The organism is Streptacidiphilus sp. P02-A3a (genome assembly GCF_014084105.1).
Taxonomy (GTDB): Bacteria; Actinomycetota; Actinomycetes; order Streptomycetales; family Streptomycetaceae; genus Streptacidiphilus.
The window spans coordinates 7,970,970-7,985,459 of record NZ_CP048289.1; the positions used below are offsets into that span (position 1 = coordinate 7,970,970).

Here is a 14,490-nt window from a genome sequence, read left to right on the forward strand (position 1 = left end):
GCCGGAGGCGAGCGTCCGGCCCCGGCCGATCATCTCGACCTCTGCAGGTCGCGCAGGTCGGACCAGCCGATGCGGGTGACGCCGGTACCGGCGAGCGTCCGCTGAATCTGAGGGTCCGTCATCAGCCTCAGCTCCCAACCGCGTTTGCGGTGGTGCGGCATGATCGAACGCAACTCGTCATCGTCGGTGAACGGGTGCAGGTAGACCTCGGTCACCCCCGGCCGCAGCCGCTCCAGCATCGCTGTGAAGTCGGCCCGGAAGGACTCGTAGGTCTCCCCCTCGCCCTGCGTGAACGGCAGCGTCCACAGCCGGTCGAGGATCACCACGCCGTACTGGTCCGCCAGTTCGGCGTGGTGGTCGAGCAACCCCTGCGCCTCGTCCGGCAGTCCCAAGCCGTCGACCCGACGCGGCAGCCGGAAGGGCAGGCCGAAGCGGGCGCAGACGGCCAGCGTGACGTCGAGGAAGTCCCGCCCGGTGGCCAGGCCGTAGAGGCTGCCCATGTGGTTGTCGGCGTGCGAGGGGTCCAGGCCGAGCGCGAGTGCCCGCTCGATCTGGGCGGTGAGCTCGACCCGGATCTCGTCGGGGTCGGCGGTGAGCTCGACGCTCGCGCAGTCGGCCGGGAAGTACCCGGCCGCGTCGGTCAGGCTGGGCACCGGACGGCCGGTGCTGACCGGGCCCCAGCGGTATCCCGCCCACTCGCTGGTGAGGGTGAGGTGCACCCCGACGTCGTAGCCGCCCGCGACGGCGGTGGCGATCGCGTCCGGCGCCCAGGGGCAGGGCGGCATCACGGTGGCCGAGCTGATGGCGCGGGCCGCCAGCAGCGAGGTGATGCCGGTGTTGGCGGCGCGGGACATGCCGTAGTCGTCGGCGTTGATGATCAGCAGACGCTCGTCCGGGCCGAAGCCGAGACGCTGGGCGAGGGTCATCGGGGTCTCCTGGAAGGGGGTGGGGGCTCGCGCGGTTGCTCGTGCGCCAGGGCGACCGCGCCGTTCAGCGCCGCGTCCCCGGGCATCTCCTACCCGATCCCGAAGCCCGTCAAGAGCCGCCCCGGCGCGGGCTACGGCGAGGCGGACATAAAAACCGCCACCGATCACCCCTCCACACAGTCAGCAATCGACTACCGATCACGAACTACGCATGCCGTTTCTGTCCGCCCCCCGACCGGTTTGCCAGGAGATCGGACTTCTCACAGCGGAAACAAAAGTGACTGGGTTCACGCCGTTTCGAGGCAACCGTGAGAGCTTCATAGACGTCTTCTGTCCGTCGTCTGCCATAATCCGGGATCCAACGGACCCCGGAACCGCGTGGTCGGACGCGGGTTTCGGAATGGCGCTCAACGGCGCGTGCAGCGGGAGAGCCGGGGCACGGGCATCGGCGTGCCCGAGCTGTTTGTGGCTGACGGTCGATAAGGAGTAGCTGAACGTGGTCGGATTCCGGAGGGGCGCATGAGTGGGAAACGAGCGGCGGGGTCGGGGAGCGCCCTGGCCGCACCGGTGGACAGCGATTCCACGCCGAGCAGCCGCGCCCAGATGCGCAAGGCCCAGAAGCGCGGCCACAAGAAGGTCCTGAAGATCGTGGGCCTGAGCACCGCCGGAGTCCTGGTCGTGGGCGGCGCCGGAGCGGGCTACATCTACTACCACCTGGCCGGCAACATCAAGAGCGACCCGCTCTACACCGGCAACAACAAGGCCGCGGCCGTGGGTGTGGAGAAGCCGGACGCCTTCGGCCGGACGCCCTACAACCTGCTGTTGATAGGCTCCGACACCCGCGACACCGCCGCCGACGCCGCCATCGGCGGGGATGCCGGCGCCGGTGCCAACGCCGACGTGGAGATGGTGGTCCACCTCTCCGCGGACCGCAGCAACATCACGGTGATGAGCATCCCCCGTGACCTGATGACCAACCTCCCCGCCTGCACCGACCCCACCACCGGGGTGAGCAAGGACGCGCACTACGGCCAGATCAACAGCACCCTGGACGAAGGCCCCTCCTGCACGGCCAAGGCCATCCACCAGCTCACCAACATACCCATCGACGACTTCGCGATGGTCGACTTCAGCGGCGTCGAGGCCATGTCCAATGCCCTGGGCGGCGTCAAGGTCTGTGTCAGCAGCAACATGTACGACCTCAACTCCGGCCTGAAGCTCTCCCAGGGCACGCACACCCTGGAGGGCAAGTCCGCGCTGGAGTTCCTGCGCACCCGCGACTCCTTCGGTGACGGCAGTGACAACATCGGCCGCACCACGGCCACCCACATCTTCTTCACCGACATGATCGACAAGTTGAAGAGCGGCGGCACGCTCGGCGACCCGCTGGCCCTCTACAACATCGCGGACGCGGCCACCAAGGCGCTCACGGTCAGCCCGGACATCGACAACCCGGTCAAACTGGTCGAGATGGCGAAGGACATGAACAAGGTGCCCACCAACCGGATCACCTTCGCCACCATGCAGAACCAGCAGGACACCCAGCCCGGTTACACGACGAAGGTGGTCATCGCCCCCGGGGCGACCACCCTGTTCACCGCGATCGCCAACGACCAGTCGCTGACCACCGCGTCCGGCGGCAGCTCCAGCGCGAGCAAGGCGACCGCGTCGGCCTCGGCCACGCCCGCCCCGCCCGCCCCGTCGGCTCCGCCCGCGTCCAGCATCACCGTGTCCGTCTACAACGGCACCTCGGTCGACGGCTGGTCCGACGTCATCGCCCAGGAGTTGGTCACCGACGGGTTCAACCCCGCCACCACCGGATACAGCGACTCGGCCTCCCCGGCCACCACCGTGCTGACCTACGGGCCGGGGCAGGCCGCGCAGGCCCAGGTCACCGCGAAGGCCCTCGGCCTGCCCGGGTCCGCGCTCAAGCAGGGCACCAGCGCGGGGCTGAGTCTCGTCCTCGGCGCCGACTGGACCAGCGGTACGGCCTTCCCGCACTCCAAGCCGGTCGCCCCGCCGGTGAACACCGCCGCCGCCCTGGCCAACAGCCACATGCAGAACGGCAGCAGCAACCAGTGCGTCGCGGTCAGCACCTCCTACACGCAGCCGGGCGCCACCCCGGCGATGGAGTACGCCGAGCACCCGAACGTGCCCAACTCCGCCCCCTGACCGCCGATCGGTGACCGGGTGCGCCGGTGGCGTGTACGCAGACGAACTGTTCACTCGGCGACACGGCGAGGCGACCATGTTCGTCCCGCGGAACTCGCGGTGATCGAGCACCGGGGCTCACCCACGGAGATCGACCGCGCCTACGGCAGGCCGGCCGCCCACGTCGCCCGGCACGCGCTCGCCGTGGACGGTCCCCCGCGTGAGTACTACGTCGTGGGCCTGCGCGACAACCCGGAACCGGCGTCGTGGCGCACGGAGGTGTGCTGGCCCGTCTTCCACACCGGGTCAACGCGCTGAACCGAGCGGGTGTCAGCTCGCGGGCGGCGTGGAGCGGACCGCCATAGCAGTCCGAAGTCCGCTGTGCGGGGGCTTTCGCGGAGCCTCCGCTCGGCGGGCCCGGGGCCTGTCAGGGTGGCGATCTCGCCGTCACTCTCGGCGAGCGTCCTGTCACCGTGTGCGGAGGATCCCGTGAGGTACTGCCCGACCTGCCGACGCTACGTCAACGGCGCGCTCTCCTGTCCGGGTTGTGCCATCCCGGCCACCGAGCTGCCGCTGGCGGACCCGATCGAGCCGGTCGTGCCCACAACCGGGCTGTTCCCGGCCACGGCCGCGCCCCCGCCCCCGGCTCGCACCCGGACGGCCCCGCCGTCGCGGCCCGTCCGGCGGGTGAGCCTCGGGCGGTGGCTGGCCCCGGCGCTGCTGGTCGCCGCTCTGGGCGTCACCGGCGTGCACGGAGCCGCGGCGACCAGGGAGGCGGCGCTGCCTGGCGGGTCCGGAGCGAGCGCGCCCGCCGGGACCGGCTACCCCGGCCTCCGGGCCCCGGCGCCGACCGGTGCGGCCGGGCCGTCCGCGCCGTCGCCGCCGACCATGGCGATCGCCCCCGAAGCGCCGTTGGCCGAGGCGTCGCCGGTGGCCACGGCCGGTCCCGGGGCCCCGGCGCTGGGACCGGCCGCCCCCGGAACCGGTGACCCCACCGTCCGCGACGCACCGCCCTCCGCGCCGACAACACCACCGCCGCCCGCGCCGCCGACGACAGCACCAACGGCACCGACGGCAGCAACGGCAGCAACGGCACTGACGGCACCGACGGCAGCACCGACAACGACGGCCACGCGGACCCCGACGACGGCACCCGTGCTCGCTCCGACCCCGGTCTCGGCCGCGCCGCCGGAGGCGCCGTCGACCAACCCGGCGCCCGGTGCGCTGCCGTCACCACCGGCGACGAGCTGCCTGGTGCGACTGCTCTTCCTCTGCATCGGCTGACCCCCGCCGCAGCAGGACGCGTTGGCGGTGGTGCTCCTCGGTGAGGTCGTGCAGTCGGGCGTGCAGCAGATCGCGCAGGGTGATCACTCCGGCCAGCCGCCCGGACCCCGGGTCCACCACGGGGGCGCTGGTCAGCGCGGTCTCGGCGAACAGGTAGGCGACCTGACGCAGGGTGTGGTCGGGGTGCACGGTCAACCGGCAGGGCTCGGCGGCATCGGCCACCGTCCCGCCGCGCGCGGCCCGGTCGTCCAGTCGGCGGCGGGTGGTGACGCCCGAGACGGCGCCGTCGGCGGTGGTGACCGGGATCAGCCGCGGTGTCCCGTCGGCCAGGGCGGCGAGGCGGTCGGTCAGCCGCTGGTCGACCCTGGTGCGGCCGTCCAGCGCGGGCGGACACCGGTGCATCACCTCGTGGGCGAAGAAGGCCTCCAGCGGGTCGGTGGAGTACTCGCGGGTCAGGTGCAGGCCGCGACGGGCGATCTTCTCGGTCAGCACGGAGCGCTTGAGGATCAGCGCGGACAGTGCGTAGGCGGCGGTGGAGGAGATCAGCAGCGGCAGCAACGCGCCCCAGGCGTGCGTGAGTTCCAGGGTGAAGACGACGCCGGTCAGCGGTGAGCGCATCACCCCGCCGACCACGGCGGCCAGCCCGCACATGGCCCAGAAACCCGGGATGACCTGTGGGAAGAGCATGCCCTCCCAGGCCCCGAGGGCGCCGCCGATCATGAAGACCGGGGCCAGCACGCCGCCGGAGGTGCCCGAGCCGAGCGACAGTGACCAGATCAGGGTCTTCACCACCAGGATGCCGATGATCAGCGACAGCGTCGCGCGGCCGGTCAGCAGCTGGTCGATGACGTCGTAGCCGACGCCCAGCGCGCGCGGCTCGATCAGGCCGCCGGTGCCGATGACCACTCCGCCGATCGCGGGCCACCACATCCAGTGGAACGGGAGCTTCGCGAAGGTGTCCTCGGCGCGGTAGACCAGCCAGGTCGCGCCGACCGCCAGCGCGCCGCCGGTCAGCCCGCAGATCACGGCCAGCGCGTCGTCCGGCGCGGTCAGGTGCAGGCCGGAGGCGTCGACCGGGAAGACCGGGGCGGTGCCCAGCAGGAATCCCCGGCACACCGTCGCGACCGCGACGGACGCGGCCACCGGGACGAAGCTGCGCGGACGCCACTCGAACAGCAGCAGTTCCACCGCGAGCAGGACCGCGGCCAGCGGCGAGTCGAAGGTCGCGGCCATGCCCGCGGCGGCGCCCGAGACCAGCAGCGTCTTGCGCTCGTCGGCGGACAGCCGCAGTGCCTGCGCCAGCATCGAGCCGATGGCGCCGCCGGTCATGATGATCGGGCCCTCGGCACCGAAGGGACCGCCGGTGCCGATGCTGATGGCCGCGGAGACCGGCTTGAGCAGGGCGACCTTGGGGGCCACCCGACTGCCGCCGGTCAGGATCGCCTCGATGGCCTCGGGCATGCCGTGGCCGCGTATCTTCTCCGACCCGTACCGGGCCATCAGCCCGACCACCAGGCCGCCGAGCGCCGGTGCGCACAGCACCAGCCACCAGGGGTGGTGGACCAGGCCGGGGGCGACCAGCTCGGTCCGCCAGCGCTGGTAGAAGACCAGGTTGGTGACCAGCCCGATCAGCCGCAGCAGGGCCAGCGCGGCCACCGCCCCGGCCGCGCCCACCGGCAGCGCCCAGGCGGTGATCTGCAGCATCCGCGGGGAGACGGTGAAGTCGCCCAGGTGCGCGGTGCCGCGTGCCGTCTTCGCGCTCACCTCGGCGCCGGACCGTATCTCCTCGTGGGTGGGTCCGCCGGGTTCGGCGATCCGGCCTGATGTCTTCATGGGGGCAAGTATTGCATGAGGCAACAGTTGCCTGAAGGTAGCGTTGACGGCGCAAACCAGCACACCGGGCGCGACCGGCACTCGGACCGGTCCGCCCCGCGCGCCGCCCGGACGCCCCGTCGGAACAGTTCGTCAACGGACCAGTAATTCGCGGCGGCCTTTCGGCCGACTGACGGAAGGTCAGCCGGGATCCCGCCGCCCCACGTCTGCGAACGCTCAGCGCGACCACTGACATGCGTTCCGTCACCACGCCCGACCAGCACTCGGGCACCCACCCCTGGCATCCGGCCGGATGGTCCGGTAAAGGCCTTACTTGACAGTAGTTCTGACTGTTCGTTGCCCGATCGGGCAACACCTCGGCCCTCTCCAAAGCAAGGGTTGACATCGGAAGTTGGTCTAGTCCACCTTGGTCTAGTCCAACCAGTGGGGCGGAGGTAGGAATGCCAGTCGCGGCTTCTCGGAGAACTGCCTCCACCGGGCCGACAACTGGCGCGCAATGGTGCGCTGCCGCCACATCCGCATGCCCCGCACCGGATTACCGATCGCGATGTCCGGTCGCGGACCAGTGGACGCAGGGCCCCCGCTGAGGGGTGCCCGCGACCCACCGCCCGGCATCGGAACCGGCCAGTCCCCAGCGCTTCCCCCACCCCCGTTGGCACTTCTTCGCGTCCTGAACGGCGACGAGGCCGCCCGCTGCCCCGTCGCCGCCCGAACCGAGCCGGACCACCCGCCGGCCGGCGTCGGTTGCCCATGCCCCACCTGCGACAGCCGCTGGTGAGCGGTCGATCCGCCCAGCGCCAGCAAGATTCGATCCTGGAGTGATTGCGTGCCGACGCCCGACCGATATCTGCACCGAGCCCCCTCCGACCGTCCGTACTTCAGCGCCGACGGCGAGACGTACCTGGCGCAGACCCCGTTGCGCGAGCTGAAGAAGTCCAAGGACCTCCGGGTGCTCACCGAGGAGGACTTCGACTTCTGGCAGACCTACGGCTACATCGTCGTCAGGGAGGCGATTCCGGCCGACGCGGCGAAGCGCCTGCTCGATTTCTCCTGGGAATTCCAGGGGCTCGATCCGGACCGCCCCGACACCTGGTACGAGGAGCGGGAGTACCGGTCCGACCTGGACCGGGAACTGCACATCTACGGATTCGTCGAGGCTTACCACCACCAGCTCATCTGGGACAGCCGGCAGACCCAGCGGGTCTACGACGCTTTCGTCGACGTCTGGGACTGCGAAGAGCTCTGGGTGACCCTGGACCGGCTCAACCTGAATCCGCCCAATATCAAGAACCGCGACCGCGCCCTTATCGCACCCACCGACAAGGGTTTCGACATCGAACTCCACTGGGATGTGGACACCACGCTCGGCGTGCTGCCGCAGCGGGTCCAGGGAATCATCGCGCTCAACGACACCCAGCCGGACCACGGCGGGTTCCAGTGCAACCCCGAACTGTTCCGCCGGTTCGACCCGTGGCGGATCACCCAGCCGGACGACCGGGACCCGATCCGGCCGGACGTGGACCGCACGGAGTTCCCCGTGGTCCGACCGGAGCTCAAGGCAGGCGACCTGCTGATCTGGAACGGCCTGCTCGCCCACGGCGTCGCCCGCAACACCTCGGCCGAGGGCGTCCGGTCGGTCCAGTACCTCTCGATGATGCCCGCGCTGGAGACCAACCAGGCCATGCGGCAGTCCCGGATCGACTCCTGGCGCGAGCTCAGCACCCCGGACTGGAACGCGACGCTGGTCGGCGACGCGAAGCAGCACGAATCCCTCAGGTATCCCACCGCCACGCTGAGCGACCTGGGCGCGAAGCTGCTGGGGCTCGATTCCTGGAGCGGCAAGAACTCGGACGAACCGGAGAGCGGACATGCGCAAGATCTGCCTGACCCTACCCACTAACCGGGCCTGCTCCGCCACGCTGTCGGCGATCGGCGAGGAAGCGGACTACGCCGCCAAGGCCTTCGACGTCGAGGCGCACCTGCTGATCCTGGACTCCTCCCCGGAGGACGTCTTCGCGGTGCACGCCCGGGTCATCGAGGGGTCGAACCGGGCGCCGAACGTGGTCGTGCACCACCTGGACGAGGCCCGGCAACGCGCCTTCCTGCAACGGGTGATCGACCACGCCGACGTCGACAACCCGGATCTGGTGCTGGACCTGATGCTCCCGGCCGCCCTCTCCTACGGCGCCTGCACCAACCGCGCGTTCCTGATCGGCAGCGCGCTCGGCTGCGAGTCCGTGCACCGCCGGGACTCCGACAGCAGCTACCAACTCCTGCACGGCGAACCGGTCTTCCCGATCCACCACGAGCTCACCTCGCTCGGCCGGACCGGCGCCGAGGCGGCCGACGGCGTCACCGTGACCGAGCTCGACCCGGCCCACGCGCACAAGCCGGTGGTGCTGGTGGGCAGTTCCTTCGTGGGTGAACTGTCGGTGGACATCGGCGAGATCCAGCAGCTCGACCCCGAGGTCTACTACGACGTGGTCAGCCTCTGGGCCCCGGTCGAATGGCCGGAGGAGAAGAAGCGGGAGCTGGTCGCCGAGTCCTTCCGCGGCGACGGCACCGACCCCTTCACCGGCGACCACTCGACGCTCACCATCGTCGACCCGATGCGGGTGGACATGTGCAACATCAGCTTCCACCAGGTGCACGAGCTGGTGCCGCTGCCGCCCGCGACCAACACCATCGGCAGCGACTACTTCCTGATGCACCTGGTCCACGACGCCGCGCTGCCCGGCGTCCTGCACAACCGCAACATCGTCAACTTCTACACCGAGGAACGCCGCACCGACTCCGGCTTCGTGGCCTACCAGATGCGGCTGACGAAGTTCTTCCTGTCGATGCTCTACTTCAACCACGTCTACGACCGGATGGCCGCGGCCGGCCAGTCGCTGCTGGACGGCCAGGACCGGGTGCGGCCCGCCACGATCATCGAGTTCGCCCGCGAGAGCGCCCAGCTGGACCGGGCGGAGAACCTCCAGCGGCTGCGCGTGCTCGACCGCGCCTACCGCGAACTCGGCGGCCGGTACGCCCAGTTCGCCGACATCCTGGCGCTGCGCGGAAAGCGGCTACTGGACGAGGCGCAGCGCGACATCGAGGACTTCGCGCTGCTGATCGAGGCCTGGGGGCCGCTGGTGCGCGCCAGCAAGGTCATCGGCGTCCACCCGTCAGACCGGCACCAGTAACCGGATCCGGAGCACAAGCATGGACGAGAGCAAGCCTATGCGCGCCGCCCTGGCAGCCGCTGCCGAGGACCAGATCGTCTTCGACCTCGCCGGAATCGCAGCCCAGTACCGAACGCTGAACCGGGAACTCCCCGGCGTCGGCGTCCGGTTCGCGATGAAGGCGTGCCCGGTGGACGAGGTGCTTTCCTGTCTGGCGGCGCAGGGCGCCGGTTTCGACGCGGCCAGCCCCAACGAGATCCGGCAGGCGCTGCGGACCGGCGTGCCGGTCGAGCTGATCCACTACGGCAACACCATCAAGTCGGACCAGCACATCGCCGAGGCCTACCGGCTCGGGGTCCGCGACTTCGCCACCGACTGCCTGGAGGACGTGGCGGCGATCGCCGCCCACGCCCCCGGCGCCCGGGTGTTCTGCCGACTGGCCACCGACGGGGCCGGGGCGCTCTGGGGCCTCAGCCACAAGTTCGGCTGCTCCCCCGGCGACGCGGTGCTGGTACTGGCGGCGGCGCAGGCGGCCGGGCTGGTCCCCTCCGGCCTGTCGGTGCACGTCGGCTCGCAGCAGATGACCGCCGACGCCTGGCGGGACACCTTCGACCACTTGGCCGACGTGCTGGCCACCCTGAACCAGCGCGGCATCTTCCCGGACCACGTCAACCTCGGCGGCGGCCTGCCCGCCCAGGGCTACCTGGACAAGCACGGCCGACCGCTGGAACCGCCGCTGGACAAGATCTTCACGGCGATCCGCGAGGGCATGGTCCGGCTCGGCGAGGTCTCGGCGACCGCCCTGGACTTCGTCATGGAGCCGGGGCGCCACCTGGTCGCCGACCACGGCGCGATCAGGGCGCACGTCTCCCGGCTCTCCGCCCGGCAGCAGCTGAACGGGGAACGGCAGTACTGGCTCTACCTGAGCTGCGGAAAGTTCAACGGCCTGTACGAGATGGACGAGCTCCAGTACCGGCTGGTCTTTCCCTCGCACCCGCAGGGCGGCGAACGCGTCCCGGCCGTGGTCGCCGGGCCGACCTGCGACAGCGACGACGCCTACAACCACCGGTACAGCCTCACCCAGGTGCCCAAGGCCGTCGCCTCCGGGGATCCGGTCTGGATCCTCTCCTGCGGCGCCTACGCCACCAGTTACACGACCCAGGGGTTCAACGGCTTCGCTCCGCTGCCGTACACCCCGATCCACGGCGGGGAGCAGTAGATGGACCAGGAGCCGCGGATCCGCGCCGTCTCCGACCACGACTGGAACAGCATCGTGGCACTGGAGGCCGACGCCTACACCGAGTCCGAGCTGTCCGAGGAGCGGGCCGCGCTGGAGTCCCGGGCCAGCGCCTCACCGGCCACCTGCTTCGTCCTGGACGTCGAGCGGCGGACGGTGGGCTACCTGCTGGCGCTGCCCTACCCGGTGTTCCAGTACCCCGACCTGACCCGGGCCGAATCGACGGTCTTCGACTCACGCAATCTGCATCTGCACGATCTCGTGATCGACGAGCGCTTCCGCGGCCGGGGACTGGCGAAACACCTGCTGCGCCATCTCGCCGAGGTGGCCAGATCACGAACGCACGATCGGATATCCCTGGTCGCCGTCGGCGGCAGTGACTCCTTCTGGTCGGCCAACGGATACCGCGCCCACCACGAGGTCGCGCTCCCCAGTAGCTACGGCGCCGACGCCGTCTACATGTCGAAAGCGGTGTGAGGATGCTCGACCAGGAACTCGGCCAGGATGTCGAAGCCGACCGGAGAACCACCGGCGCGGGCGCCGGGGAGCAGGAGCGGCCGGGACGCGGATTCCGGCTCCGGGACGACTTCCGCCGGGCGCAGCTGGCGATCGCGGCGCTGTTCTGGGCGCTCGGGTTCCAGTACGGCACCTGGGCGTCGCGGCTGCCCACGATCAAGGCGCGGCTGGACCTCAGCACCGCCGAGGTCGGGCTGCTGCTGATGGCCTGCGGCGCGGGCGCCGCCGCGTCGTTCCCGCTGGTGGCGGTGCTGACGAAGCGGCTCGGCTCGCGTCGGCTGGCCTGCCTGTCGGCGGTCTGCCTGGGCCTGCTGCTGCCCGCGCTGGCGGTGGCGCCGGACTATCCGGTGGCGTTGGTGATCGTCTGCTGCGACGGCATCCTGGTCGGCTGCCTGAACGTCGCCATGAACGCCCAGGGGGCGGCGCTCGAAGTCGTCTACGACCGGCGGTCGATGGGCAAGTTCCACGCGACCTTCAGCGCCGGTTCGCTGTGCGCGGCGCTGCTGGCGTCCGGGATGAACCTGCTGACCTCGTCGCTGCTGGCGCACTTCGCGGTGGCCGCCGCGATCCTGCTGCTGCTGATCGCCTACGCCCGGCCGGGGCTGCTGCCCCAGGACCAGCAGCCCGAGCCGGAGCCGAAGGGGGAGTCGACGCAGGCGGAGCCGAAGCAGCGGCGGCTGCCGCTGCCGTCCCGGGTCACCATCTGGATGGGTCTGGCCATGGCCTTCGGCACGGTGACCGAGGGCGCCATGAACGACTGGTCGGCGCTCTACCTGAAGAACGTGGCCAAGGCGGCGGCGGAGCTGGCGCCGATGGGCATCGCCGTGGTGTCGGTGATGATGGTGCTGGCCCGGGTGTTCGCCGACGGCTGGCGCGCCCGCTGGGGCGACGCGCGGATCGTCCGGGTCGGCAGTGCCCTGGCCGGGCTCGGGCTGGCGGTGGCGCTGCTGGTCGGCGGGGTGGTCCCGGCGCTGCTCGGGTTCGCCTGCGTCGGGCTCGGTGTCGCCGCGGTGACGCCCTGCGTCTACATGGCCGCGGCCCGGCAGGGCTCGGACGCGCTGGCCCTGGTCGCCGCCATGGGCACCACCGGCATGCTGGCCGGGCCCGCGGTGATCGGTTTCATCGCCAGCGCCAGCAGCCTGGCCTGGGGCATGGGCGCGGTCGCCGCCTCGGCGGTGCTGGTGTCGCTGTGCAGCACCCGGATCAACTGGCCCGCGAACGCCGAGAAATGACCGCCGACAGCTGAGCACTGACACGCCGGGGCCGGGTGGGGGCGGCCCCCACCCGGCCCCGGCGTGTGCCGACTAGAGCGTGCGCTCCAGCCGGTCGGTCAGCAGCTTGGTGAACCTGGCCGGGTCCGGAAGCTCACTGCCCTCGGCCAACAGCGCGGTGCCGTACAGGAGTTCGGCGGTCTCGGCGAGGGCGGGGTCGTCCTCGCGGCCGGCCTGCGCCGCGCGCAGCCCGGACACCAGCGGGTGGCCCGGGTTGAGTTCCAGGATCCGCTTGGTGTGCGGCATCTCCTGCCCCATGGCCCGGTAGAGGTTCTGCAGCGCCGGGGTGGCGTCGTCGGAGTCGGAGACGATGCAGGCCGGGGAGACGGTCAGCCGGGCGGACAGCCTGACCTCCTTCACCTGCTCGCTGAGCTGCGCGGACATCCAGGTCAGCAGCCCGGAGAACTCCTGCCGCTGCTTCTCCCGCTCGGCCTTGACCTCCTCCTTCTGCTCCTCGGTGTCGAGGTCCGCCTCGCCCCGGGCGATGGAGCGCAGCTCCTTGCCGTCGAAGCCGGGAACCGCCTCCACCCACACCTCGTCCACCGGGTCGGTCAGCAGCAGCACCTCGATGCCCCGGTCCCGGAAGGCCTCCATGTGCGGCGAGTTCTCGATTCCCGCGCGGGACTCGCCGGTCATGTAGAAGATGTGCTCCTGGCCCTCCTTCATCCGCTCGACGTACTGCTTGAGGGTGGTCTGCTGCTCCTGGTCGTGGGTGCTGGCGAAGGAGGCGGCGGCCAGGATCGCGTCCTGGTTGTCGGCGTCGCCGAGCAGGCCCTCCTTGACCACCCGGCCGAACTCCTGCCAGAAGGTCGCGTAGCGCTCCGGGTGGGCCGCCATCATGTCCTTGATGGACGACAGCACCTTCTTGGTCAGCCGCCGGTGCATCAGCTGGATCTGCCGGTCCTGCTGCAGGATCTCGCGGGAGACGTTGAGCGAGAGGTCCTGTGCGTCCACCACGCCCTTGACGAAGCGCAGGTACTCCGGCAGCAGCGCCTCGCAGTCGTCCATGATGAAGACGCGCTTCACGTAGAGCTGCACCCCGCGCTTGTGGCCGCGGGTGTAGAGGTCCTGCGGCGCGCGGGCCGGGATGAACAGCAGGGCCTGGTACTCGAAGGCCCCCTCCGCCTGCATCCGGATGGTTTCCAGCGGGTCGGTCCAGTCGTGGCTGATGTGCTTGTACAGCTCGTGGTACTCGTCCTCGGTCACCTCGTCCCGCGAGCGCGCCCACAGCGCCTTCATCGAGTTGACGGTCTCCGGGGCGGGGATCTCGGTGTTGCCGTCCTCACCGGTGACCGGCTCGGCGGCCATCCGGATCGGCCAGGTGATGAAGTCCGAGTAGCGCTTGACGATCTCCCGGAGCTTCCAGCGCGAGGTGTAGTCGTAGAGCTTGTCCTCGTCGTCGACCGGCTTCAGCTTCAGCGTGACCGCGGTGCCCTGCGGCGCGTCGTCCACCGTCTCCACGGTGTAGGTGCCCTCGCCGCTGGAGGTCCAGCGGGTGCCCTCGGTCTCGCCCGCGCGCCGGGTGAGCAGGGTGACCTCGTCGGCCACCATGAAGCTGGAGTAGAAGCCGACGCCGAACTGTCCGATCAGCCCCTCGGCGTCGCCGTTGCCCCGGGCCTCCTTGAGGTCCTTCAGGAACTGCGCGGTACCGGAGTTGGCGATCGTCCCGATGAGCTTGACCACCTCGTCGTGCGACATCCCGATGCCGTTGTCGCGGATCGTGAGGGTACGGGCCCCGGGGTCGGCCTCAAGGTCGATGTGGAGGTCGGAGACATCGGCCCCGAGGGTGTCGTCCCGGAGGGATTCCAACCGCAGCTTGTCCAGCGCGTCGGAGGCGTTGGAAACGAGCTCCCGCAGAAACACGTCCTTGTTCGAATAGATCGAATGGATCATCATCTGCAACAGCTGGCGGGCTTCCACCTGGAACTCGAACGTCTCGGTCGGCATAGTTCGTGGATTCCTTCTCATCTCACCCGGTGACGGGAACGTCCTCAGCACCGTAGGTTACCGAGTCGCCCGGCCGAGCGGAAAGGAAGCCGCCAAAAGGCCCGGTCGCGGGCGGGCGACCGGGCCGGGGCGAGCACCGGCCGGGCGAACTGGACTCCCCC

Annotated in this window: 11 protein-coding genes; 8 read left to right on the forward strand and 3 right to left on the reverse strand. The window is 70.4% G+C overall.

Going from position 1 to position 14,490, the window contains the following annotated elements; all coding sequences use genetic code 11:
• Positions 1-29: 29 nt before the first annotated feature.
• Complete coding sequence (locus GXP74_RS33535; RefSeq protein ID WP_182455012.1) at positions 30-926, reverse strand: polysaccharide deacetylase family protein; 897 nt, start codon at positions 924-926, stop codon at positions 30-32.
• Between the two features lie 519 nt (positions 927-1,445).
• Between GXP74_RS33535 and GXP74_RS33540 the strand changes: the two genes are divergently transcribed.
• From GXP74_RS33540 to GXP74_RS33550, 3 genes are all read left to right on the forward strand, one after another.
• Entirely contained in the window at positions 1,446-3,098 is a 1,653-nt protein-coding gene (locus tag GXP74_RS33540) for an LCP family protein (RefSeq protein WP_225448373.1), read from the forward strand.
• A gap of 99 nt (positions 3,099-3,197) precedes the next feature.
• Positions 3,198-3,395 carry a hypothetical protein gene (locus GXP74_RS33545; protein WP_182455013.1) on the forward strand — a complete coding sequence of 66 codons (198 nt, stop codon included), beginning with the start codon at positions 3,198-3,200 and terminating at the stop codon, positions 3,393-3,395.
• A gap of 171 nt (positions 3,396-3,566) precedes the next feature.
• Positions 3,567-4,361 carry a hypothetical protein gene (locus GXP74_RS33550; protein ID WP_182455014.1) on the forward strand — a complete coding sequence of 265 codons (795 nt, stop codon included), beginning with the start codon at positions 3,567-3,569 and terminating at the stop codon, positions 4,359-4,361.
• Here the strand turns inward: GXP74_RS33550 and GXP74_RS33555 are convergent.
• Positions 4,308-6,194, reverse strand: a complete 1,887-nt coding sequence (locus tag GXP74_RS33555) for a chloride channel protein (RefSeq protein WP_225448374.1) — start codon at positions 6,192-6,194, stop codon at positions 4,308-4,310. The genes GXP74_RS33550 and GXP74_RS33555 overlap by 54 nt on opposite strands.
• 826 nt (positions 6,195-7,020) lie before the next feature.
• On the opposite strand from GXP74_RS33555, the gene GXP74_RS33560 reads away from it, so the two are divergent.
• The 5 genes from GXP74_RS33560 to GXP74_RS33580 are packed head-to-tail and all read left to right on the forward strand — an operon-like array spanning position 7,021 to position 12,343.
• Positions 7,021-8,094, forward strand: coding sequence for a YbiU family protein (locus GXP74_RS33560; protein WP_182455015.1), 1,074 nt, complete (start codon positions 7,021-7,023; stop codon positions 8,092-8,094).
• Entirely contained in the window at positions 8,063-9,379 is a 1,317-nt protein-coding gene (locus GXP74_RS33565; RefSeq protein WP_182455016.1) for a DUF6271 family protein, read from the forward strand. Before GXP74_RS33560 ends, GXP74_RS33565 begins: the two co-directional genes overlap by 32 nt.
• Positions 9,380-9,398: 19 nt before the next feature.
• Positions 9,399-10,577, forward strand: coding sequence for an alanine racemase (locus GXP74_RS33570; protein WP_182455017.1), 1,179 nt, complete (start codon positions 9,399-9,401; stop codon positions 10,575-10,577).
• Complete coding sequence (locus GXP74_RS33575; protein WP_182455018.1) at positions 10,578-11,072, forward strand: GNAT family N-acetyltransferase; 495 nt, start codon at positions 10,578-10,580, stop codon at positions 11,070-11,072.
• A gap of 2 nt (positions 11,073-11,074) precedes the next feature.
• The gene (locus GXP74_RS33580) at positions 11,075-12,343 is read left to right on the forward strand and encodes an MFS transporter (protein ID WP_182455019.1); all 1,269 of its coding nucleotides are present in this window, start codon (positions 11,075-11,077) and stop codon (positions 12,341-12,343) included.
• A 72-nt stretch (positions 12,344-12,415) separates the two neighbouring features.
• On the opposite strand, the gene htpG is transcribed toward GXP74_RS33580, so the two are convergent.
• A complete protein-coding gene (gene htpG, locus GXP74_RS33585; protein WP_182455020.1) occupies positions 12,416-14,329 on the reverse strand; it encodes a molecular chaperone HtpG in 1,914 nt (637 codons plus the stop codon).
• Between the last annotated feature and the right edge of the window lie 161 nt (positions 14,330-14,490).